22 protein-coding genes are annotated in these 22260 nt (G+C 49.2%); all 22 read right to left on the bottom strand.

The features are described 5' to 3' along the window. Positions 1 to 5 precede the first annotated feature (5 nt). Entirely contained in the window at positions 6 to 920 is a 915-nt protein-coding gene (locus VA597_RS04255; RefSeq protein WP_326975274.1) for a ParM/StbA family protein, read from the bottom strand. Positions 921 to 1058: 138 nt separating this feature from the next. Next, positions 1059 to 2123: a hypothetical protein gene (locus tag VA597_RS04250; RefSeq protein ID WP_326975273.1), complete on the bottom strand. Its 1065-nt coding sequence runs from the start codon at positions 2121 to 2123 to the stop codon at positions 1059 to 1061. Between the two features lie 24 nt (positions 2124 to 2147). Continuing rightward, complete coding sequence (locus tag VA597_RS04245) at positions 2148 to 3548, bottom strand: hypothetical protein (protein ID WP_326975272.1); 1401 nt, start codon at positions 3546 to 3548, stop codon at positions 2148 to 2150. An 85-nt stretch (positions 3549 to 3633) separates the two neighbouring features. After that, positions 3634 to 5829: a BRCT domain-containing protein gene (locus VA597_RS04240; RefSeq protein WP_442872788.1), complete on the bottom strand. Its 2196-nt coding sequence runs from the start codon at positions 5827 to 5829 to the stop codon at positions 3634 to 3636. After that, a complete protein-coding gene (locus tag VA597_RS04235; RefSeq protein WP_326975271.1) occupies positions 5826 to 6149 on the bottom strand; it encodes a hypothetical protein in 324 nt (107 codons plus the stop codon). Before VA597_RS04235 ends, VA597_RS04240 begins: the two co-directional genes overlap by 4 nt. Next, positions 6146 to 6358, bottom strand: coding sequence for a hypothetical protein (locus VA597_RS04230; protein ID WP_326975270.1), 213 nt, complete (start codon positions 6356 to 6358; stop codon positions 6146 to 6148). Before VA597_RS04230 ends, VA597_RS04235 begins: the two co-directional genes overlap by 4 nt. Positions 6359 to 6392: 34 nt before the next feature. Further along, positions 6393 to 6854, bottom strand: a complete 462-nt coding sequence (locus tag VA597_RS04225) for a hypothetical protein (RefSeq protein WP_326975269.1) — start codon at positions 6852 to 6854, stop codon at positions 6393 to 6395. Between the two features lie 54 nt (positions 6855 to 6908). Further along, the gene (locus tag VA597_RS04220; protein WP_326975268.1) at positions 6909 to 9095 is read right to left on the bottom strand and encodes a PcfJ domain-containing protein; all 2187 of its coding nucleotides are present in this window, start codon (positions 9093 to 9095) and stop codon (positions 6909 to 6911) included. Between the two features lies 1 nt (position 9096). Continuing rightward, positions 9097 to 9639, bottom strand: a complete 543-nt coding sequence (locus VA597_RS04215; protein WP_326975267.1) for a DUF7666 domain-containing protein — start codon at positions 9637 to 9639, stop codon at positions 9097 to 9099. Between the two features lie 33 nt (positions 9640 to 9672). Continuing rightward, positions 9673 to 10620, bottom strand: a complete 948-nt coding sequence (locus tag VA597_RS04210) for a Cas9 inhibitor AcrIIA9 family protein (RefSeq protein ID WP_326975266.1) — start codon at positions 10618 to 10620, stop codon at positions 9673 to 9675. Positions 10621 to 10786: 166 nt separating this feature from the next. Next, complete coding sequence (locus tag VA597_RS04205) at positions 10787 to 12532, bottom strand: YodL domain-containing protein (RefSeq protein WP_326975265.1); 1746 nt, start codon at positions 12530 to 12532, stop codon at positions 10787 to 10789. A gap of 48 nt (positions 12533 to 12580) precedes the next feature. Continuing rightward, positions 12581 to 13696 carry a hypothetical protein gene (locus VA597_RS04200; protein WP_326975264.1) on the bottom strand — a complete coding sequence of 372 codons (1116 nt, stop codon included), beginning with the start codon at positions 13694 to 13696 and terminating at the stop codon, positions 12581 to 12583. Positions 13697 to 13791: 95 nt separating this feature from the next. Beyond that, the gene (gene recD2 / locus VA597_RS04195; protein ID WP_326975263.1) at positions 13792 to 16041 is read right to left on the bottom strand and encodes an SF1B family DNA helicase RecD2; all 2250 of its coding nucleotides are present in this window, start codon (positions 16039 to 16041) and stop codon (positions 13792 to 13794) included. Then, positions 16038 to 16247, bottom strand: coding sequence for a hypothetical protein (locus VA597_RS04190; protein WP_326975262.1), 210 nt, complete (start codon positions 16245 to 16247; stop codon positions 16038 to 16040). Before VA597_RS04190 ends, recD2 begins: the two co-directional genes overlap by 4 nt. A 23-nt stretch (positions 16248 to 16270) precedes the next feature. After that, positions 16271 to 17329, bottom strand: a complete 1059-nt coding sequence (locus VA597_RS04185; protein ID WP_326975261.1) for a YqaJ viral recombinase family nuclease — start codon at positions 17327 to 17329, stop codon at positions 16271 to 16273. A 1-nt stretch (position 17330) separates the two neighbouring features. Beyond that, a complete protein-coding gene (locus tag VA597_RS04180) occupies positions 17331 to 17612 on the bottom strand; it encodes a hypothetical protein (RefSeq protein ID WP_326975260.1) in 282 nt (93 codons plus the stop codon). Positions 17613 to 18107: 495 nt separating this feature from the next. After that, complete coding sequence (locus VA597_RS04175; RefSeq protein WP_326975259.1) at positions 18108 to 18320, bottom strand: DUF3791 domain-containing protein; 213 nt, start codon at positions 18318 to 18320, stop codon at positions 18108 to 18110. 10 nt (positions 18321 to 18330) lie between these two features. Further along, positions 18331 to 18567 (bottom strand): hypothetical protein, encoded by a 237-nt coding sequence (locus VA597_RS04170; RefSeq protein ID WP_326975258.1) that lies wholly within the window; start codon positions 18565 to 18567, stop codon positions 18331 to 18333. Further along, positions 18560 to 19060: a DUF3990 domain-containing protein gene (locus VA597_RS04165; RefSeq protein ID WP_326975257.1), complete on the bottom strand. Its 501-nt coding sequence runs from the start codon at positions 19058 to 19060 to the stop codon at positions 18560 to 18562. Before VA597_RS04165 ends, VA597_RS04170 begins: the two co-directional genes overlap by 8 nt. After that, positions 19057 to 19377 (bottom strand): hypothetical protein, encoded by a 321-nt coding sequence (locus tag VA597_RS04160; RefSeq protein WP_326975256.1) that lies wholly within the window; start codon positions 19375 to 19377, stop codon positions 19057 to 19059. The genes VA597_RS04165 and VA597_RS04160 overlap by 4 nt, the downstream gene beginning before the upstream one ends. Before the next feature lie 350 nt (positions 19378 to 19727). Beyond that, the gene (locus VA597_RS04155) at positions 19728 to 20087 is read right to left on the bottom strand and encodes a helix-turn-helix domain-containing protein (protein ID WP_326975255.1); all 360 of its coding nucleotides are present in this window, start codon (positions 20085 to 20087) and stop codon (positions 19728 to 19730) included. Between the two features lie 609 nt (positions 20088 to 20696). Next, complete coding sequence (locus VA597_RS04150; protein WP_326975254.1) at positions 20697 to 21686, bottom strand: hypothetical protein; 990 nt, start codon at positions 21684 to 21686, stop codon at positions 20697 to 20699. Between the last annotated feature and the right edge of the window lie 574 nt (positions 21687 to 22260).

The following is a 22260-nucleotide window of genomic DNA, read 5'->3' as shown; positions in this document are numbered from 1 at the left end:
AGGGATCACCTGCCTGCTTGTTCAATCTGATACAGCAGCTCGTAGCCTTTTGCATTTGCATTGATTTCTTCAACGAACAGAGCGGTTCCCACTTTACCGGATTTCTCGATCTGCCGCCGCAGCAGGATGGCACCGCCTCCGACAAAAACAGTTTTGCCGGAGTGGAGATCGAGCATCCGCTCGCGTAAAGTACTGAACAGGTCGTTGATGAAAATCTGCGCCTGCTGCTCAACAAGCTTTACCACAACGGGACCATAAACACCTGGAGCACCTTTTAATATAGCATCAATGTCCGATTCTTCCAGCAGCATATCAATCTCGGCGTTGACTTTGGATTTGATTTTGTTGTACAGATGGATGACGCCGTTTTCCAGAGAATCGCAGGAGGAAAGGTCGGCTCCGCCATTCTTCATCAACAGATAATCCGTCGTAAAGCCTCCGATGTCCAGAATCATTGCCTTGGGGCAGTTGCTCAGGGATTGATACACTGTCACAGCGGCGGCATAGGCCTGCGGAAAACAGGCTACTCTTTCTATATGAATGGTATAAGGACGTTTGCGGAATTCAAACTTGACGACCCCGCGGTCAGAAAAATACTGTATAAAGGTTTTGTACAGGGAACCGTAATGCGCCGGGGGCAGGCCAATTGCCATCTGAATACGCATTACTTCATTGGTGTAGCAGCCTCGCGCTTCGATTTCATAGGCAATGGCAAACAGTGTCAGCATGAAAAAACGTTCGTCCTCGGTCTTGTCGCACCGGTAGGGAATTCTCTGATCACTCAGAGCGTAATACTTGTCCTGATAACGCAGAATATCCTCTCCAAACAGCGGGGTATCACTCTCCTTTAAGCCGGATGTGAAGGGTTTGCTATGTACGGTCTTGATTTGCTTATTTCCGTGATCGACTGAAATTAACATGAAGTAACATCTCCTTTTTTTGCTTTATACTAGTCCTTTACGATCCCAATGCGTATTATTTCAACAAAACGAGAAAAAGCGCGCTGATTTTTTTGGTCAGCGCGCTTTTCCATATTGCCGTGCCACGTCTGGCAGGTATCAGACCACCTGCAACAGTTCCATTGCTTCCTCCAAAGAGATCACACGGATTCGTTCCGTCCCGCCGGCCGTAAATGCCAGCGGTTCTCCCGACATCTCAAACGCCGTAGCGTGCTCCGTGAGCACTGCGGCATCAAGCTCCGGCAGATAATCATATATGTTCCCCTTATGGTCAATGTAGTAGCGGGCGCAGTTTTTCATACGCTGTCCATTGATGATCAGATAAGCCGTATCCGGCAGACGCATCAAAGGCTCACGCGGAGAAATTAGTTTTTCGCTGGGGGCGCCATAATCAAAGCCCCACATGGGTACGGTCTCATAGTCATAGTCTCCAAACAGGTTCCTCTGGCGTTGGGGGATATACTCAAACCACTGGATCGGCGTTTGCACCATCTGGCGAATACGGGCGACGTTATTCTCCACCTGTTCCAGATCAATGTGCTCATGCGTCCGGTGCTCATTGTAATAACCCGCGCTGATATTGACCGCGGCGATCCCCAGATGCGGCGCTACCACTGAAATATCGGAGAAAGTGCCATATGCTTCCTGAAATCCGAAGCCGCAGACAAATTCCGTAAAGTCAGGATTATTGCAGCCGTAGAAAACGGCGTCGTTGGCTCCGCGCCGATCCAGTTCCACTATATAGTTGATATCAGGAGAAATTCGGCTGTGGGTAAATTTTTGCGCGCCCCGGCCACCGGTTTCCTCATCTTCACAGAACAGCACATGGCAGTTCGCCTGCTCGATGATTTTCAGAATCATGTAGACGCCGGCCCTGTCATCTCCGCCAATCCCCTCCGGAGACATGACAATTCTGCCGTCTTTGGAATAGCAGATGTGTTTCACCGGATAGCGGTGGACTGTGTCCAGATGGGCAATCAGCAGCACCGGCAGATCACCCGGCGCATATAAAAATCCGTTTTTTACTTTGACTTCATAGCTTTGTTCCTGTAGCTCTTCCGCCAGAGCCGCTTTCAACTCCTTTTGCGGCAACCTAAGTATCCGCTCAAAATCCAACCGGCACGCCGCTTGGGATGTTGCTGCTAATTCCTCAAATTCGTTCATATACCACACCTCTTTTCCTAATCTTTAAGCAGCCTGAAACAGTTCCGTATGGGGGCAAAAAGGATTGCAATGAAAGGCCGTGCAAGCCGTATGGACGCTGCATCGGCTGCAGGTCTCCATCATCGCTGTGTAGCAATCCTGGCAGATTTCTACCCTTTGACCAGAGCGGTCAAAGGCCGGATACATATCGTCTCGAATCAGCCTGCCGCAGGCGGCACAGGTATGGACACAGTTATTGCAGTAAAAGGCACCGTCCAGATAATTGGACTGAGGCTCCGGCACCGTTTCACCACAACTCTTGCAGACGACGACCGGATCACAGCCGCACTTTAACCTGTTATTATTTGTATGGATTTGCCCGCAGCATAAGCAGTGGGAGGGACTCCCGATCAGAAGGTGGCCGTATTCCCCCCAGCCTTTTAAAAAGGAAAGAGTCGCATAGCCATTATCGTAATCCGGGTAGTGCAGGGAGTTTTCGGCCGTTTCCCAATAACCCTGAATCTCGCCGAGTTCTTTTTTCGTAATCCAAAGATTTGGCGCATCCAGGCATTTGGCGATTGCTCCCTGAATCAGGCTCCGATACAGGTCTCTTGTATCGGCATCGTTGGCCGGATACAGGCGGGATTGCAACAAAAGGCCGTCGTTATAACAGAAGATCTCGCGGGTGATACGCGGCGCCTTATGAAAATCAGAATGCACATCCTCGTCCACGGTGAAAAAGATCATGCTGACACCGTCGCCCATATAGGACTGGCAGCCGCCTTTCCAGCCTCCGTCCGCAAGGCAGTGGCAGGAATGCCAACTATCGTCCCTATTCGACATTTCTAGAAAATCGCAGGGATGAATGGAGAGGATGCCTGTCTTGGGGATCACAACCGGATTCAGCGAATCCGCCAGACGTGCAAATACCGCGTTATAAGGCTTGACCATCTTAACCGTGGGAGCCGCTGCACCATCTCCCACAGACTGTACTTTTTCGATTTCATACCGGTCAAAGCCCAACGCAAGGCATAACTTGTTGATGATGCGACTGGCCTTTTGCCCGGGTGCGCATTTGATTCTTCCCCGCTGCCGGATGGTTTCCAGCTTGTCCTCATGAGGAACGCAGGCGTAATCCGCTGTAGCCGCGTCCAGAGCTGCATGGAAATCTTCTCTCTGCTCCTGCGTCATGTCAATCTGTTCCGAAAGCAGAAGCAGTTCAAACTTGTTTTCATCCACAGAATCCCGGTTGATTTCTCGGCGCTCGGACAAATCAAAAACGATCGCCAGCTCCTCTTCATTCCATCCCGGGTGTTGGCGCAGAAGACGCAGAAGCGGTTCTTTATTCTGCCGCCACACCGAAAGATTGGTTTCCACACCAGCGGCTGAAAAGCACAGACGGTATTTATACATGACCTCATAAAAAGCATTTGTCAAAGCATTCATTATTCGAGCCTTCCTTTCTAAAATAACGGGAGAGGGTTAGTAAAAGCCCTCTCCCTCAACTGATTGACTACGCGCAGGATGAATCTTACTCACCCGCCATGCGGAAAAACTCAGCGGGTGATAGAACAGGGATATTCAATTCCCGTGCCCGGCTCAACTTGCTGCCCGCGTTTTCACCGCAGATCAGATAGTCGGTATTCTTGGATACCGAACTGCCCGCATGAGCGCCCAATGATTCGATCGTCGCATTGATGCCGTCACGGGTGTACGGTTCTACTTTGCCGGTCACCACAATGGTCAAACCCACAAAGGAATTCTCCTGATTTTCCGTGGAAACGGCCATGTTCGTTTTTTCAATGTTCATCATTTTCTGGAGCTCCTCCCATAAATATCGGTTTTCTTCTTCCTCAAACCAGCGATAGATGTTGTTATGCAGCGTCTCTCCGAAGTCGGGAAGCTGCGTAAAATCATACCGGTGATTGACCGCATCCTCAAAAGCATCCAGACTGCCACCGAATTGACGGCACAGCGTTTTGCTGGCGTTGTTTCCAATCATCGGAATATCTATCGCGATCAAGAACCGTTCAAAAGTCGTGCTGCGGCTTTCTTGAATGGCGTTCCACAAATTCTGCCAGGATTTCTCGCCAAAGCCAACCATCTGCACGATCTCGGCCCGATGTGTATCCAGACGATAAATATCCGTAAAATCGTGAAGCCATCCCCGGCCGATCAGCTTCTCAAGCGTCCCCTCGGAGAGCCCTTCAATGTCCATTGCCTTATTGCTGACGAAATGGACAAACTGCCGAAGTCTCTGCATTTCACAGGTGGGATTATCACAGAACAACGTTTTCGTGATGCGTTTCTTACCCGCAGTTGTCACTTCTGTTGTATGTATGCGGGTAGGATGTCCGCAGCAGGGACAACCGGCCGGATAAACGTTCTCCTGAAGCAGTCCCATGCTCCGCGCCTTTTTCTTGACGCAGAAAGCGCAGGGTTTTGCGTCGTGCTCATTTTTGTGCTGGTCGTCTCCGTTGCAGTTTCCATTCGTACAATGTGTGGCGCAAACCCGCATATGGTCCAGCCATTGTTCCTGAAATTCGGGCGGCACACTGCCAAAATCACAGATAAAGGGAAACAGGCCCCGATCCATATTTTCTTCAACATGGGGGATGATCTGGTTGCGCTTGCTGATCAGGATCCGGCAGTCGGGCACAAGTCCCAATTCCTCAATGAAAGTCAGATTATGCAGGCTGGCCCTGGTCACCTCGCAGCCGTCGATTTCCACCGGATCAAATACGGCGACCGGGGCGATCTCGCCGGAGCGGGTCGGAGTCCATTCAATATACCGGAGCCTGGTTTCAAAAAGGTCGTCCTCAAACTTAAATGCCAGACCGTCTTTGTAGTGGTGTCCGGTTCGTCCGCAGGATTGGGAATACGCGATGTCGTCGTAGGTCATGACCACGCCGTCGATGGGAATGTCATTGTCTTTTGCAAACTCTTTCAGCGTCTGAATCCCATCTTCAAGTTCTTTCTGTGTCAGCCTGCGGTTGCTGACCATAAATTTGCAGATCTGAAAGCCAAGCCCCCGGAGCTGGTACAGCTTTTGGGATTTGGTATTATCCGCAAACCCCTCCAGTACGCCAAACGGCATAAACGTAACCCGTCGATCCTTGCAGGTCGCAGCATCCAGCAGCCGGACCGAGCCGGCTGCCAGATTCCGGCCGTTCTTATAAGGCTTTCCGCTGCTGTCTACCAGAGAATCGCGTAGCGTTTCAAAGTCGCTGCAGCGGATATGCGCCTCACCGGTCACCACCAGCCTGTTTTGATAGGGTATCTGAGACGGAATGCCGCTGATCCCCCGGACATTGTGAGTGATGATTTCACCTTCCTCGCCATTGCCGCGAGTAGACGCCTCCGCCAGAAGTCTGTTTTCATAGGTCAGCTTGACCGTAAGGCCGTCCAGTTTCAGCATCAGCATGATCCGACGGTCTCCCATAAACGCGCATAAATCCTCAACATTTTTTGTCTTCTCTAAGGAAAGCAGGGGGATTTTGTGGACAGTCTTCTCCAGCTTGCTGACCGCAGGATATCCAACAGTCTGGGTAGGGGAATTTGTCATGCGGATGCCGAGATCCCGCTCCGTTTCCGCCAGTCTGTCAAAGAGCCTGTCATAGGCTTCATCCGAAACGGTCGGTGCGTTCTTGTTGTAATACTCATCCCGATAGCGGTTCAGCTGATCCGTCAGTTCCCGAAGGTTTTCATGGATTGTCTGTGCCATCATGCTGCCTCCTTGTCCAGGACACGGAAGGCCACAATTAAATATTTTCCCGTTCTCTGCGTGTCGCTGTTGTAAAGCCCGCAGATGCCATCCTTGAACTGCCAGAACGGCGCCTTGCTCCACCAGAGGACGGAGCCGCGGCCATTGTTGGCCAGAGAGACCTTGTGTTCTGGCTCTCCCGGCACAATGCTGTAAAAGCCCTGCGTATTGGAGAGCGTCACCTGCCGGCGCTGCCCGATATATTCGGAGAGGCAGTGATCGGTGATGACAAATTCGGTGCCTTTTCGAAGCTGCTTTTTCAGCTGGCTGAGATTTCTAATCATGATGCTTCTACTCCTTTTTTTGCAGCGTATTTGCCAAAATTCAATTCATGGATAAGCTGCGTAACGGCTGCGTCATCCTCCCAACAGATATTCAGTGTTTTTCGCTGAGGGTCTTCGCCTACAAGTACGGAAACCTCACCGCTGTGTATTTGCAGCAGTATTTCCGGACGCTGGGCGCACACGATAGCCAGATTGCCAAGCTGTTTCATAAAGATATTCTCCTTTACACCACGGTGAGATAAATCATAACCGGGCGGCTGTAATCCGCCGTGAGGCAATTTTTTTGTTGTTCGTGGCACGGTACTGTCCGTCAAGCAGGCATTTCGCGGATTGCTCCACTCTGCCGCCGATGCTCTCCAGATATTCCTTGAACTCTCTGAGTGTAGCCATGCGCCAATAAAGAGGGGCGTCCGTGCGGCAGCGAATGTCCTTGCAGAACAGATAAGTACCGGGATCTTCCCGTGTTAAAAAGCCGTAGGTCATGTAAAGCCTGCTCTTATGCTCCCGTTCCCGCTCGACGCGCTTGATAAAGGCGATTGCGGGCTCAGCGCCCTGCGTCAAATAAAGATAACCCAGGGTGCCCCTCTGTTCGTCGGAAAGCGGAATTTTATGCTGTTTGCTTTTTGTAACGCCTTTGTAAGCGTGAAAGCTCTCCGGTGCATACCGGTAGCCGCTGATCGAGTAGACGATTTTCTTCTGTACCATAAGCATCCTCCTTTTCCGGGCGCGTCAAATCGGCGCGCCCGGACCCGTTGATTTTTACGCGGCCGCTGCTCTTTCGGCAGTAGCTGGTTTCACTTCGTCTGTTTCCATGAGATCGGCCAGCAGAACGTCGACCAACAGATTTCCCGCCAGTGCCCCGGTATGGATGATCACATGGTCGCTTCTGAGCTGCGCATACTCCTGATTGCGCAGGATGCGGCTCTTTTCGGCCAGTTTACGGTCACTTACCGTGATCCGCTTGGTAACTACCTTCTGCCATTCAGCCAGAAATTTTTTCGCATCGTCAATGTCCGCTTCCTGACGGTCAAATTTGGTCCGTTTTTGCCGAACTGTACCGTCAGGCTCAACTTCCAGCGTATAATAGGGCTTATCGATCGCGGAGGCTCTACGAAGAAACAGCACATAGGTCTCCTGCCGCTCGATACGATCCCAATAGCGGTCACTTTCTGCGACGCAATGGGATAAATTACGGCCTTCCAGCATGATGTCCTCTATACAGCTAGGTGCTACAACAGCGTAATCTTTGCCTGAATATTCATATTTTTCTTTCAACGATTGGCAGATGTCATCTACATGAGGGTATTTTTCGATAATCTCACATGCTAGGATGGCAAATTCCTTTTGACAACGGCTTACCAGTTCGTCATGGCGCTGACGCAGCTTCCGTACACGAAAAATGATTTCATCATCAGTGTCCATCTTCAGGCGCTTTGCCATGGAAAGATAGTCCGACCAGGTGATCAAAACCTCTTTGCTGCTCATCTTGTTTTCCGACATCTGCCTGCGTACATAGTTACGGACCTGTACCACACTCATTCTGTCTCTGATGAATTTCAGATCCTCCGCTTTGATTTTCTCAGCACAGAACCAGGAAATCACCTCATCGGGAATCAGCCTGCCGGTCGCCTTTTCATGCTTGAGCCAATCAAGGAAAAGACTGCCGCCGTTACTATTGCGCAGCCGCTTCAACTCCTGTGTGTCAATGCCAAGCATTCCGGTCAGGCTGTTTGCTTTTGGTGCATGCAGCTGATCGAGGAAGGAATAGTATCCGGCGAGACATTCGTCCACCAGACGGGACAGGCCGGCTTTGGCTATTTGCTCCAGCTGAGGCACCTCACGGAGCACAACAAGGTATCCTTCGGGATCGATAGCACCCTTGTCTCGCAGTCTTTCAATCAGACCGGTATGGCCCAGCTTTTCTCTTTTTGCAAGGCTGGGCAGGGTTTTGCCATACACCTTGCCGGATTGGTCCTCCCACCACGACGGGCCGCACAAACTTCCACGAATCCAACGGATTCCGCTCTGCTTATAATCACCCCAGTAGTAGGCCCGTGGTTTTTCGCCATTTCTTGGATAAATCACCCGGCGGATTTCCCAGCTTGAACAAGTGGGTGACCGGTACTCACATTTGTGATATTTACGGTCGCCTTGAAACTCGCGGATAACGAACCCGTCTCTGCATCGCTGCAGGAGGTACATAAATTGGCGCCCCGTCTGCACTGTGCCGGCTTTGCCGACCGATTTGAAAGTGATCAGGTGACGGCAGCAAGGGCATCGTCCCTCCGCATTATGACGCGGCCGTTTGATGGGCACCTCCTTTTCGCAGTAGGTGCAGTACCCTGTTTCGGCGCCGTGCCTCTTATACTGATAGAAAATATAGTTTTGTGTGATGCCGACCTTGGATACCCATCGTTTCCAATCTTTAGGGAGCTTAGGAATCTGTTCAAGATCGGCGTCCCAGGGGTCCGTTTCCCGCTTGTGGCGCTGTTTTAATTCCTCTTCCCGAATCTGCCGCTGGTATTTGAGCAGCCCGGAGTAGCCGCCTTCGTCAGTGGCTAAATATTTCTGAATGACGGCGTAATCCGTCTTGCTGATCCATTTCTTTTCTGAGTTGACGCTGTAACGCGGCCACTGCAGCATATCCAGCTTAGCGGTCAGCCATTTCTCGTGCAGATGGTCATAGGTAATGAATTGTCTGCTCGCGTGTGAAACGAGCAGCTCATAAGCGGCGTTTCGACCACCGGAGCGCATATGCTCCGGCAAAAAGAAGGCCACCTTGAGAATGTCGTCTATAACCCAGGCACGCATATATAACCCGTATTCGTAGACTTCTTGCTCGTCGTAATAGCGTTTTACAAGGCGTGGGGTATCTGCCAAAGCCACCCGCATCATCTTCGGCGTTGCCGTCAGTACACGCAGCTTTTGTAATTTCCGCTTATTCAAATCACGCCACCTGCCTTTCGGTCAGATCGGCGCCATACCAGACGCCGGGCAGGATTTTGGTCCCATTCACACACGCCATGGCTACCTGCAGGACGCTGCCGCTTTTCGGATTCTCCTTGGCAAAAGCGAGAATGTCACCCAATTCACCGCAGGCAAGCGGGTCCATTCCTCGCACGACGGCATAACCGTTTGCAGCTTTCGCACGGTCTTGCCGCACATGGGAGCTCCACTTTTGAAATGGATGATCGACCATATACGCCAGACCATGCAGGAAGATTTCCTCCCGGCTCAGCTTTTTAATGATGTCGAGCTCGGTGCAGGCGATCTTCGTATCCGTACCGTCCTCGTCGATATCACCCCGGGCATCTACAAGGTAAAACTCCGTCTTATCTAAATTGGAGTAATAGGTTAGGCAATCCAGAGGATTTTCAGCAGAGTGAAAACCGTTTGCCCGGCAGTTCGCTTTTTCGGTCACATTCACGCCCATGGAAAACTGATAGCCGCGGCAAACCAACCCAGGCTCAAATGCCTTATATGCAATCATGCGTATTGAACCTCCTTTTTCGTGATGCCGCCATTATGCCGACGCTTTCTGAGCAACATCCAAGAACGACATCTGCGCGGAAAACAATGACTGTTGTTCACCGTCTGTCTCTGCCGACTTTGCGGTCGGAGTGGATTTCTTCGGTTCCGGTTTTTTCTTTTCCGGCCTTTTCTTTCTTTGGGAAGAAGTCTTACTGATATAAGGCTTTGGCACGAATTCTTCGTCCTTCTCCTTATCCTCCTCTGCATCCGGGTCCATGAAGTAATCTTCGGCCCACTGATAACAGAGGTCGTCCGGCACATCGCCGCCATAAACGCCGTTTTCCGGCTTGACGTCGTTGTCCTTCATTTCCTGTTCGATATGCTCTCGCGCCTTGCGGTTGATGTAATAGAAGCAGTGGATCATGTTTTTGTGAGGGTGCATAGTCTGCCGCGCAAAAGCGGCATCGTCCAGGCACCGTGTCTGGATATGCTCCGTGATGCAGACCTTCATGTTGCGGCGTGTCAGGCGCTCGGAATCGTCGCCCACATGCTTCATGGAGGCCATCATGACCTCATCATCGCTCATGCCGGCAAGTTTCTGGAGTGCAGCCTTCTCCGCTTCTTTTTTGGCCTGCTGCTTAGCCTCCCACTCGGCTTTCCGCTTGGCTTCGGCGGCTTCATACTCCGCGCGCTTTTGATTATCTTCGTCAGACTCCTGTTCTGCGCGCTTTTGGATTTCCTCGGCGGATTCCTGTTTTATTTGTTCTTTTTCTTCTTCCGCGGGCGTATCGTTTGAACCGTCCGGCGTTGATCGCCCCATCAATTTGGCAAGAGCAGCGGGTGCATTATCCGCCTCCGCCTGCTGCGTTTCCTCGTCCTCAAAGATTTCCAGCCCACCTGTTGGCGCCGTTGTGTCCTCGGAGGGTTCGTCCAGACTGAACGGCTGTATCTCCCTGTCGATTGGCGGTGCTTCAAGGTCCCATTGATTTTCAGCATCCATTTCCATGCTCATTTCTGAAAAAACGCCCATCATTGTTCTCCTTTCTAAAATGAGAAGGCACGATACGAAACAACTTCGCATCGTGCCATTCTTTTAACATTATTCAGAACAGGTCCCGAGGGTCCTCAGCCTTCTTAATAGACACAGAATCGCCCGGAACGGTTCTTTATTCGTCACTTTCAGCGATCTTGCTATCCTCATCCGATGTGCTTTTCGGCATTGGAAGCGCCAGAAAGGGAGAAAAACGCACCGGGACGAAGGAGTCCGTATCACGGTAAAAGTAACTGCGTTTTTTCTCGTCGTACAGCTCCACAACATCGGAAGGTGCGATACTGCGTCCCGGATATTCTTTAGGGAGAGTATCATTGTATCGATTAAAAATCCGGCGCAATATTTCTTCATCCGTCTGCTCTTTCGGGCAGATCATTTTCGAATTACACATCAGCCGGTATTCCGCAGCTGGCGGCTGTAGATAGCCGGCCTTGCGCAAAGCCCTGATCCCGAGGAATGCAAAGGACTTTGGTTCCATGCCATTCGTAAATTCCAGCTGATAGATGCGGAAATGCTGATGCCGGCGCTGTGCTTCCAGAAGCTGCTGTAGTGTTTTGCCGCTTCCGTCCTGGAGCCAGCTTTCGTATTCCTGTTCTGTCAGGCCCAGAAATTCCACCAGGCCGGTTCCATTTTCGGGTGCCTTGTGCCATGTCTCCACACAATCGTCTATATAAGCAAAGTCACACTGCCCGGAAAGGTACTGCTGCTTGAAATTCATCTGTCTATCCTCCTTTAATAAATTTTTACGGTGGAGTGCAAGCTGCCAATCGTCGATTCCCTTATAGTTGGGGTTCCACGTTAAGCGCCTGCACTCCATGCCATACTGTCGTGCCATCAGGTAAATCTGTGATGCACCCCTAGTCACCTTGTCATTTCTGAATTTATCCATATCTTCCGCTTCCACGATCACTTCCGTGCCGTTTTGCGACAGAAATGCAAAAAGCGGCCCGAGCTGACTGACGTTGTTTGCTCCCGCTGTCGCGGCAAAGGAACGGTGAATCAGATAATGGCTGACATCGGCTTTCAGATAGCCTTCCGTCACATAAACCACTCGGGAAAAAGGGTTGCCTACAAAGTGGATTGGGCTGCCGGAGGTGACCCCCATTTTTTTATTAGAAGATGATAGCCAGATGTATTTTGTCCCTTCCTTGTCCGGCGGGTCGTCCTTATTCTTAATGGGAACATCCAGACGGATCTGAGCGCCGCGGATCAGACTGTCAATTCCGTGTACGGGGATAATGATCCCCGCTGTGCGCTTATAGAACTTTACCGTCCATTTGCCGTCCTCATTTAAGTAAAAGCCCGGAACGCCCTGTACGGTGCAGCCCTGCTTCAACAGCCGCTCCGTGTAAGAACGGCGCAGGCAGGGGGGAGGGGTGCTCTTATAGCCCAATTCGTCGATCTGCGCGTCGGTAAGACCACGCTTCAAACGAAGATGTTTTCGGTGGGCGTCTGAAAGAGAAAGCATACCAAACAACAGGGAAAGTGTCTGATGAATTTCCTGAGTACCGGCACGCTCGGACTGGGGAACCTCCTGTGTTTCCTCCTTGGAAACCGGCTGCTTCACTTCGTAAGACGGCGCCGGGCCTCCTGCCTGCAGTGCCTCGCAGATTTCCCGATAGGCGTCCGAGGTGCTGATTTCATACACTTTCGCGTACAGAGCCAGCATCCCTCCGCCTTCATCACAGTAGTTGCAGTGCCAGACATTTTTTGAGAAGTTCACATTCATCTTGCCCCGTTTATCTCCGCAGATCGGGCAGTCCACATAGATGCTGTTTGCCTGTCGACGCCTGATTTTCAGGTGCAGCAGTTCCACGACATCCAGAATGCCGAACGGAAAATTCTGCGGGCATGAGGCCATAGGCAGCACCCCCTCTCTTTACGCCGCGCCTTTCCCTTGCGGGAAAGCTCAGCCGGCTTTCTGCGCTGTGGAAAATTCGAGCATCATCTGTGCGGCCGCCCTCAAAATATTGTTGTCACCTTTGTAGCCATAGACATACCATTTCAGGCTTGCGGCCCTGCGGTCGGCAACCTGAGCCATTGTCCAGCCGCTACAGGTGCCCACGTCTACAATCAGGTTCTGCGCTTCTTCCAGCGTCATCATCGAAAGGATTTCCTCCACCGGCATATCCGGAGTGTAGCTGGGAGCGCCAGCCTGCTCAGCCGCTGTCTCTTCCGCAGGTGCGTCCCCACGAACAGGTACAGCGGGAAATTCCGTTACGACAGCTCGCTGGCTTTCGCTTGCGGGAACATTCTCTACTGGATTCCGTGTCTGGGGCATTTCGGCAGAGACGCGCTCCGTAGCGGACACGGTGGAAACAGCCGTATTTTCAACGGATGCGGCTGCTCCGACAGGCACAGAGGCAGGCGATTGATCAGCCTGCTTTCGAATCTGTGGGTCCGGAGCTTCGGCTTCCGTCGTCCGCAACGGCTCCGCAGCAGCCTGTTCCGGAAACTCCGACTCCGGCATTTCCACCCATCCATCCTGTTCGGGGGCAGGGGAGTCTTCTGCAACGGGGGAAACATTCTGTTTGTCAGGAGTTGTGGCTTCAGGCGCTGTTTTCTGCGCTTCACGCATCGGGATTTCCGTTCCAAAGCGTTCCTCCCCAGGTGCCTGGTTGACGTCGCAGAACTGCAGGCCGAAGCCTGCATCGGTAAGCGCCACGTCCTGTGCTTCATACTGTGCTGCCTGAACGTACAGGCCACCGGGGGTGTTCTTAATGGAGCGGCTGGAAGTGAAGCTTGCCACCGGCTCCGGATCTCTCTTGTCCAAATAGACCCGTGCCTCGATGATAGCGAGTTGGTCGGTAATGCGCAGGGCGCTCATTTTGATGCGTCCGGTGGGATGTGCCAGCCGAAACCAGAGCTTCTTGTACTTGAGGTCCAGCTTCTGTACTTCCTCTTTTGAGGTTTCCGAAATGGTCCTGCGCAGAAATTTGCGCGGATCAAAACCGGGAACCTTGTTGAGTTCCGCCACGGATGGAATTGCGTCGTACATCAGATCGCCGTTTTTGTTTGCATTCATCTTAAAAATCCCCTTTCTTATAAAACACGAGATGCCGGTGCCTTTTTCTGCACGTGCATCTCATTCTTAACAATAAATTTTTCACTGTTTCCAACTCAGGCGACTTGTCCGTTACCGCGTTTTTTTGATAACGCTTTATAGTAAAGGGTAATCCGCTGACCCAGCAACGTATTCCGCTTATCAATTTTCGTGCGGTGAATCGCCATGAACAGCACATCCTTCTGCCCTACGAGAAACACCCTGCGCTTGGCGCGAGTGATAGCGGTATAGACCAGATTTCGGTATAGCAGGATGGTGTGTGCCGACAAAATCGGGATAATCACCGTGTCGTATTCAGAGCCCATGGCCTTATGAACCGTCATGGCATAGGCCAGTTCAATGGTGCCCATGTCCTCGGCCCCGTACTCTACGGAACGGTCGTCGGTAAATTCGATCAGGATGCGGTCGGCTCCGGAAGAATCTTTCTGAATCTTCCGGATAAATCCCACATCCCCGTTTGAGATTTCTCCTTTGTTCTTGGTTTGCATTACCCGGTCGTTGACTCTGAAAATGCGGAGCCCAACTTTCAGTTCATCCACACCCTCTGCGGCTGGGTTGACCCGCTCGCGGATGACTTCATTTAGCTTTTCTGCGGAAGCCTCTCCATCAGAGCGGAACGGGGAAAGAATCTGCACCTGCTCAATACTGCTTTTCGCAATTTCATCGAAATAAATCCTCTGAATCGCGGCGGCGGCTTCCGGCTGTGTCTTGCATTTTACAAATACAAAATCATTGCCGTAATACAGGCTTGTCTTTGCCTCGTTGATAAATTTGGCGTTGTGGGCAATCAGGCTATCCTTGGCCTGACGGAAAATCTCGTCCAGCACGGTCACGGGTATCAACCCGCAGCCAATCAGCTCCCGAAATACGTTTCCAGCGCCGACGCTGGGCAATTGGTCGGCATCGCCTACCAGCAGAATTTTAGTCCCAGGCTTGATTCTGGAGAATAGCTGCTTTGCAAGCCACATGTCAGTCATGGAAAATTCGTCCACGATAACCAGGTCTGCATCCAGAGCTTCTGTCCGTTTCCAAAATTTGTTTTCAGCGTCCTCGCCCAGCAACCCCAATGCGCTGTGCAATGTCTGGGCCTGAGAAAATCCCGTGCTTTCGGCCATACGTCGACTGGCGCGGCCGGTCGGGGCGGCCAACACAATTTTCCCCGTTTCATATAGCTTCTGATAGACCTTAAGCACCGTCTTCAACACTGTAGTTTTACCGGTACCGGGTGAGCCGGTGATGATGCTCAAGTTGTGCTGAAACACCATCTCAACGGCTTCCTCCTGCTTCTTGGACAGGGAGATCCCCAGTTGCTCCTTGATTTCTTCCAGCGGGTGGGCGATGCGGTCCTTCGGTGGAACTTCCAGCAGAATCTGGCTGATACGTCTTGCCGTTTCATCTTCCAATTCAAAGGTTTTCGGCAGATAGATGTTTTCTCGGTTGGATACCACGTCGCCATTCAAAATCATAGTCTGCAGTTCATCCTTAACCTCCTGCCGGCGCACACGCATCTGGGGAAGCGGGATTTTCTCGTTCAGCAATGTGAACGCGCTTTTTACCAGCACCTCATGCTCCAAATAAAGATGCCCTTCCTTGTTTTTGCTGTCGTCCAGCGCGTAGAAGATGGCCCCGCTGATTCGCATAGGATCGTTTAGCGGACAGTCTGTCTTGCGTACAATCGCGTCAATCCTCTTAAACCCAAATCCGGGAATCTGGCACAAAGCGTAAGGGCTCTTTTTCAGGACGTCCAGACTGGCAGGGCCGAAATACTCATAGATTTTAAGCGCAGCCTTTGGCGTCAATTGAAAGGGAGAAAGAAGCGTCATAATATCGCGCAGCATCCTGCTTTCGGAATAGGACGTTTTGATGTCCTTCAGACGTTCCTCCGTAATGCCCTTGATTTCCAGCAGACGTTCCGGCTGGTTTTCCAGAATATTCAGCGCTTCGACCCCGAAACGGTCTATGATGGCGGCAGCGGTCTTTTCCCCGATGCCTTTCAGAAGGCCGGAGGATAGATAGCCCTGTACACCGTTTTTGGTATGTGGGATGATCTCTTTCCACTGCTCCACCTGAAGCTGGCAGCCATGTTTTTCATCCGTTTTCCATTCTCCGTCCAGTTCCAGCTTCACCGCGTCGGTACGGGGTAAATCGTAGCCCACGGCTGTAAAGCGAATCAGGTGGTCCGCGCGCCGATATGTGCTGCGTGCATGGGGAGGAATATTTTTATCGTCTGTTTTGATGCAGATGATGCAGTATTTATTGACCGGATTATAAAAGACGGTCTTATCATATGTGCCGGTATAGCTCATCGTCCGCGCTCCCTCCAGTCGTTCCACTTGATCCACAAAAGAACCAGCAGGAGAATGACTACATCAATTGCGCAGCCCAGCAACAGCGGGACAATTACCATCAGCCAACTGCAATGCGCAAGCCCGGCCAGCTTTAATGCCGCGAGAACCGCGCTGATAACGCTCAAAATGCCGATACTGTGTACCTGTACCTTCATTTTTTTCATATATGCTCCTTTCCGCAGCGGCATCAGGCCGCTTCCGGCTTGCTCATCTTTACATGAAATCGACGGCTTTCAGAAATCGTTACGAACCGCTCATAGACTTCCGGCAGCTGCAGACGCAGGCGGGTCAGATCGTCCTTTTTGATTTCCGCTTTCCGCACTGGATTATAGGTCACCATATAGTTGGCTCCGTTGTTTTCGCAGACTGCGGTGCAGCTCTTTCCCATTTGCTCAATGATAAAGGCGCGCAGCCGCTTCATCTGGCTGTCAAGTTTCCGGGACTGGGCATCCGCTTCCTGCTTTTCCTTCTGCAGTTCCAGATAGCGCATCAAATTAGCAGTCAACCCCATATTGAGGACGACTGCCGGCGCACCCTCATCGGCCGGTCCGAGATGTCGCCGCAGGCTCTGTTCGATCAGGTCGCCATCTTCGGTGTAGGATGGTGGTGCCTGTGCCAGCACATGATTCATCCAGAAGTTCTCTTCCAGCGCAATTAGCTCCGACTCATACATTGGGTCGCGGGCGATGTGCCGAATGATGACTTCATCCTCGTTATTCCCGTACAGGCAGCAGAAGTACACCTGGTCGATGTTCATGACGCACATATAATGGCGCCCTTGTACTTCGTAGTAGAGGGGGACAATTTCCTCGCCGTTGTGCCACCATTTCTCCTTTGCGTTGTAGTTGGTGGTTTTGATTTCGAGGATTGCTGTAGTGCCGTCCGGAAGCTCGATGAAAAAGTCGATATCCGCCAGCATAAAGCGGTGTTCCGGGTGCTGGAACATCTTCTTGATCTGGTAAACCCGGAACCCGGTTTTGACGTGGAAAATCTCCGCGACCAGATCCTCCAGCAAATGCCCCATTTTTTTAGCGACCCAGTTATCCTCATCGTCTTCCGGTGATACTACGTTCAGCTTGTCGTAATAGAGGTCCCGCGCGGTTCTGAACGGTGATATGCCGAGGACCGCCGAGGCGTCGCTTCCACCGATCCCTTGTCGGCGATATTCCAACCATACTTTCTCCGGCAAATTGGCCGTGTCCACCAGGACAAGGGGCCGATATGATGGGGAACGTACTATAGGCATGTTACTCCTCCTTCCGGCTTTTGCGGGGAACAAGGGCCGGACCAACAATAAGCTGCTCACGCTGCCCACCGCTTAAATCCTTCTTTCTTTCTTCCAGCCATTTTTCAGAAGAGGATCGTTGCCGCCGTCGGCCGCCAGGTTTCCACCTTTTTCTGACATTCATTTGCATGACCGCCTTTCTGTTTGACATATCCTCAAAGCCGTTAACCGGCATTTGGGCAACAAAAAAGCGAGAATGACAAAACAGCAAAAAGCTGGCGTTTACAGAAAATCTGCAAACCATTGTCATTCTCGCTTATTGGGGAGAAATCTCCCGAAAAAATAAAAAAGCCAGCAAACTACCGGCCTTTAAGGCGCAAGTACTCTGCTGACAACATACAAGCTTAACAGCGTGTGCAATTCGGGAGAACCCGATAAACCCAAGAGGGAAACGCACAAAAATCAATTACGGATTAAGTTTATCACAATATATTGATTTAGTCAATAGTGTAAATCTATATATTGTAATCAGGAGAGCAACATTTCAAAGCAAGCCCATTGAGATAGGCCGGCGGAGAGTCAGGAATTCGTACTCTGTGTACAGGGTAGGTGCACTCGATTAACGAGTTCGATGTTACAAGCATCTTCCCGCTAATAAGCTTGAGAAAATGACCTTTGAAGAGGTAATGGAAATAAGACCAAACTCTCCAGAACGAAGAATCAGAATTATAAAAAAAGAAGCCACAGGGCAATCCAAATCCCGCGGCTTTTTCCTGCTTTGCTTGCAACTAGGGCCTACTTATTGCAGAAGTGGCTGCCTTGCTTTGATATACAGATCAATATCCTCCACAATATACTGCTGGCCGGTTGAATGCAGCACATCATAAAAGGAATTGATATAGTCAAAAACACCGTATTTATTAAAAGCATCCAGTGCAGCAGCGCCGTTTATTTGGTGCGCGTTTTTGTATGCTTCCAAACAAAACACTTTAAATTCAACTGTCCTGCTCATCGTTATCACCTCAATACTCAGGCAGTTCCAGACTGCCGTTTTCTTTTTCTTTTCTGTACAGATCATACAGCTTCTCCGTGCTGTACTGCCAGACCTTGGTCTGTTCATTTTCAAGAGCGGAATAGAGCTGTGAAGTATAAAATTCCGCAATCGCTTTTTCGTCTGATATTTGGTTTTCAGCTGTGATTCTGTTCGTCAGTGCTGCCACTATGATTGGAAATACCGCGTCAAATTTTTCCTTATCCATTTTCTTCTCCCTCCAAAACAATAGAATTCTGAAAGGTGCAGTATGAAAGCGCTTTTTCCGTATGGAATAGCACCTGATTAAAGAGTTTTTCAACCTTCAACCGTTTTACCGCTTCTTCTTTATCCAGGACTCCTGTTTCAAACAGCTTAACGGTAATATAGACATTGTCATCCGCCACAGGGCCGATCACCATATCATAATCTGTAACGGTTTGTCTGCCGGAGCGGCAGGCGCAGATAAAGTCCAGCCATTGCGCGTCTGGGACGGGAAATCGCAGAATAATTAAATCTGTCTTAGCAGCATCCATATCCAGTTCATAAACAGATATATATCCGACACTACTTTTGCGTCTCATGCAAACCTTCTTTGCCCATCTGGCCGCCTGCTCCTGATTCGTTGTAGTGTAAAATCCAACTCCAAAATCAAGGAGCCTTTGATTTTGCAGTATTTTAGGCTCACTTACAATTATATCACTGCCGTGATAGATAATCATTTTTCATCCTCCAGCATTTTTATGATCATATCGCGCTCTTTATTCAGCTCGGACAGCATTTCTTCATCATGCTTTCGCTTTTGAAGCTGCTGTCTGGTTTGTTCAATTTTCTCTGGATTCTTTCCTAAATAGTCGGTAACTGTCTTATTGCCGCTGCGGTATTTGATATAGTAATAATCATGGTTTCCCACTTTCTTTTTCACAATGGTACCCCGTGGAAGGGCGGCTATTTCCTGCTTGTAATGTTCTCTCATAAAAGCATTGCGTAACTTTTCTTTTTTTACTAATGCAACGACCAAGCTCATGGTATCACCCATTCATATTATGCCCCACATTTCCGAAATTGTCAATTGGATGTGGGGTAAATATGCCCTTGTGAGATAGGTTTATCTTTCAGTGAATCTCCTTTCTGCCTCTCGGCTTAAAAAATGATATAAAAAAGTGCCAGTTGGCGCTGTAGCCTAAAAGGCTCAGCCATCCTACTGACACTTTGATTACAAACTTAAACAACGTGTGCAAAGTGAGTTTTTTCACCATCCCAGAAGGGAACGCACAAAAATCAATTACAAATGTAGTATATCGCAATATATAGTATATGTCAATAATATTTATACCCACATATGGCATCACATAATGATGTCAAAAACTTAAGTCCTTCCATTGTTACCTATTGCTTTTCATTTTTTCTTCGAAATCTGTCTGCTAATATATTAATCACTTCTTTAATTGTTTCTTGATCATATTCTTTTAGTTCAGAAAATTCAGAAAGATTGATGAAGTCAGAACTGTGTGACGATTCTCCATATATGATTTCATTCATGTCACTGCCAAGAATGAGACAAATTTTTGTAAAAGCAGGTATCGAAAGGGAACCGTCCCCCTCCTCTATTTTTTCATAATGTTTTAATGTGATATCAATTTTGTTGGCAACATCTTTCTGTGTAAGGCCTTTTGAAATCCTTATAGCCTTTATTCTGGCCCCCATTTGCTTAAAATGTTCCTTTGTCCCAATAAATCCATTATTCATACTCTGCCTCCTAATTATTTTATTGTAGCGAAGATTTTAACTGATTGCAACACTTCCGAGCGCTGCCGTTAAATTCCTCGGATGAAGACCACCGTTGTAAGTGATTCCAGCTTATCTGTAAAGCTTAGGCTGGGGTATTCCGAAGGTATAGCGGTCAATCAACGTGGTGGTAATCAGTGTGCTACCAACCGGAGACAAACGAAAAACGCTCTCAGGCTAAAAATCTATTGTGGATGGCGTTTTTGATGGGGGCTTGTATTAGAAGCTTCAAATGATTTCATAAAAATTTTTTATGAATTTGCAGAAATAGAACCTGCTACCTTATGTTTATCAGGTGTAAGAGCAAAGCAACAAGCTTTCCCTTGCGCCTGATTTTTGTACCTCGACAAATTCATGTCTCCCCGCCGGAAGTTATACAGGTTTTGCGGACGGTGTGCTAGAACACCAAATGGGCCGAGCGCGCCCACGGGAAAAAAGAAGTCACGGGACATATCTTAAATTTCTGCTGCATGGCCTGAATGGAATGAGGGATCGGCCCCTTGCATTCAAAAATCGCCCAAGTGCAGGCGGGAACCTCCGTCATCCCCAGGTTAGCCCGAAGTGATCTATCTACCGGCCCCCCTCGACATTTCTTTTTCCTACAGTCGCAATAATACGTTTTGTCAGCCTGTTATATAAGTCTGCCTCATCTTCCCACACAATAGTATTCTTTTGAGCCACATCAAAATGCCGATTTTCGAAATCACTTTTCCTGCATAAAAGTATAACTTCTTTGCCTAACGCTTGTGCATAGCCCGCTTCATAGTAAACTCCATTTCTATGTCCGGTTAAATCCGCAACAAGAAATGTGCTTTGTCCTATTTCAAAAAATATCTCCGGTACAATTTGGTTATTGTGTTCTTTTACATCAATGATAATCGGAGTGTAGCCACAGTCGAGGATAGCCCTCTGAATTTGGGCTCTTGCAAAAACCATGCTTTCGTCAAACCACATTGCAATAAAGCCTTGGGGAACCACCATTTGCGTTGATTGAAGCTCCTGTATACGAATCCAGCCTTTGGCGCTTATTCGATACTCGTTTTCTGCGGTACATGTGACATATCCTAGTTCATCGAGCATTGAAAACACATATTTTACTTCATCTTCTATTTTCACTGTATCAATGAACAAAATTAGTTTTAATCTCATATACAACCGGGTTATATTATATGTGTTGCCATACTTAAATACAATAGGCAGGTTCATAAGTATTCGGTCAATTCTGTCTGAAAAATTCTTTGGATATATCGCTTGTAAGTCTTTATAGTAGACATAAAAAAATTGATTTGATTCAGGACGCTCAAATTCATCGAGAATAAAACATGGAATACGTCCTGCAAAATCTTTATGCTTATAATAATAGTACATTGTTGCCATTGCTTTATATGCGTCAATGTCTTTTAACCATTCTGCAACATCAAGGTACTTTCCCATATTGGAGGAAAGACCATATTTCCCACATTTTTCACAGGTGTATATCTGTATTTTTAAAGAATCAACTTGTTCCACATTACAAAAACCATCACAAAAAAGGCAACGCAAGTTCTCCGATAATTCCATTAGCTATACCTCCTTTACAATATTTTAATTATATAGCATTTTCCTCAACTTCACAATTGCAATTCACTTCGGGCCAAGTTCGAGGTGTTTTATTGTAGCGAAGATTTTAACTAATTGCAACACTTCCGAGCGCCGCCATTCAGTTACAATTCTTCGGATGCAGACCACCTTTGAAAGTGATTTCATCATATCTGTAAAGCTTAGGCCGGGGCATCCCGAAGGTATAGCGGTCCAATCACCGAGGCGGTAATCAGCGTGCTACTAACTTGAGATAAGCGAGAAACGCTCTCAGGGCAATAATCTATTGTGGATGGCGTTATTGATGGGGGCTTGTATTAGAAGCTTTAATAATTTTAAAAAAATTTTTTGTGAATTTGCAGAAATGTCACCTATTATCCTATGTTTATCAGGTGTAAGGGCAAAGCAACAAGCTTTCCCTTGCGCCTGATTTTTTTGTATCTTGACAAGTTCATAACACCCCGACGGAAGTTATACAGGATTCGCGGACAGTGTGCCAGGACACCGAAATGGTTGAGCACACCCTCGGATGAGACAGCGCATAGTGCGACCTGAA

The organism is Caproicibacter sp. BJN0012 (assembly GCF_035986805.1).
In the GTDB taxonomy this organism is placed as follows: domain Bacteria; phylum Bacillota; class Clostridia; order Oscillospirales; family Acutalibacteraceae; genus Caproicibacter.
This window is presented reverse-complemented; position numbering and strand designations above follow the sequence as displayed.

What these genes read in the sequence shown, in the direction of transcription:
- VA597_RS04255 (WP_326975274.1), bottom strand. Translation starts at nt 920, where the DNA reads ATGTTAATTTCAGTCGATCACGGAAATAAGCAAATCAAGACCGTACAT.
- VA597_RS04250 (WP_326975273.1), bottom strand. Translation starts at nt 2,123, where the DNA reads ATGAACGAATTTGAGGAATTAGCAGCAACATCCCAAGCGGCGTGCCGG.
- VA597_RS04245 (WP_326975272.1), bottom strand. Translation starts at nt 3,548, where the DNA reads ATGAATGCTTTGACAAATGCTTTTTATGAGGTCATGTATAAATACCGT.
- VA597_RS04240 (WP_442872788.1), bottom strand. Translation starts at nt 5,829, where the DNA reads ATGATGGCACAGACAATCCATGAAAACCTTCGGGAACTGACGGATCAG.
- VA597_RS04235 (WP_326975271.1), bottom strand. Translation starts at nt 6,149, where the DNA reads ATGATTAGAAATCTCAGCCAGCTGAAAAAGCAGCTTCGAAAAGGCACC.
- VA597_RS04230 (WP_326975270.1), bottom strand. Translation starts at nt 6,358, where the DNA reads ATGAAACAGCTTGGCAATCTGGCTATCGTGTGCGCCCAGCGTCCGGAA.
- VA597_RS04225 (WP_326975269.1), bottom strand. Translation starts at nt 6,854, where the DNA reads ATGGTACAGAAGAAAATCGTCTACTCGATCAGCGGCTACCGGTATGCA.
- VA597_RS04215 (WP_326975267.1), bottom strand. Translation starts at nt 9,639, where the DNA reads ATGATTGCATATAAGGCATTTGAGCCTGGGTTGGTTTGCCGCGGCTAT.
- VA597_RS04210 (WP_326975266.1), bottom strand. Translation starts at nt 10,620, where the DNA reads ATGGATGCTGAAAATCAATGGGACCTTGAAGCACCGCCAATCGACAGG.
- VA597_RS04205 (WP_326975265.1), bottom strand. Translation starts at nt 12,532, where the DNA reads ATGGCCTCATGCCCGCAGAATTTTCCGTTCGGCATTCTGGATGTCGTG.
- VA597_RS04200 (WP_326975264.1), bottom strand. Translation starts at nt 13,696, where the DNA reads ATGAATGCAAACAAAAACGGCGATCTGATGTACGACGCAATTCCATCC.
- recD2 (WP_326975263.1), bottom strand. Translation starts at nt 16,041, where the DNA reads ATGAGCTATACCGGCACATATGATAAGACCGTCTTTTATAATCCGGTC.
- VA597_RS04190 (WP_326975262.1), bottom strand. Translation starts at nt 16,247, where the DNA reads ATGAAAAAAATGAAGGTACAGGTACACAGTATCGGCATTTTGAGCGTT.
- VA597_RS04185 (WP_326975261.1), bottom strand. Translation starts at nt 17,329, where the DNA reads ATGCCTATAGTACGTTCCCCATCATATCGGCCCCTTGTCCTGGTGGAC.
- VA597_RS04180 (WP_326975260.1), bottom strand. Translation starts at nt 17,612, where the DNA reads ATGGTTTGCAGATTTTCTGTAAACGCCAGCTTTTTGCTGTTTTGTCAT.
- VA597_RS04175 (WP_326975259.1), bottom strand. Translation starts at nt 18,320, where the DNA reads ATGAGCAGGACAGTTGAATTTAAAGTGTTTTGTTTGGAAGCATACAAA.
- VA597_RS04170 (WP_326975258.1), bottom strand. Translation starts at nt 18,567, where the DNA reads ATGGATAAGGAAAAATTTGACGCGGTATTTCCAATCATAGTGGCAGCA.
- VA597_RS04165 (WP_326975257.1), bottom strand. Translation starts at nt 19,060, where the DNA reads ATGATTATCTATCACGGCAGTGATATAATTGTAAGTGAGCCTAAAATA.
- VA597_RS04160 (WP_326975256.1), bottom strand. Translation starts at nt 19,377, where the DNA reads ATGGGTGATACCATGAGCTTGGTCGTTGCATTAGTAAAAAAAGAAAAG.
- VA597_RS04155 (WP_326975255.1), bottom strand. Translation starts at nt 20,087, where the DNA reads ATGAATAATGGATTTATTGGGACAAAGGAACATTTTAAGCAAATGGGG.
- VA597_RS04150 (WP_326975254.1), bottom strand. Translation starts at nt 21,686, where the DNA reads ATGGAATTATCGGAGAACTTGCGTTGCCTTTTTTGTGATGGTTTTTGT.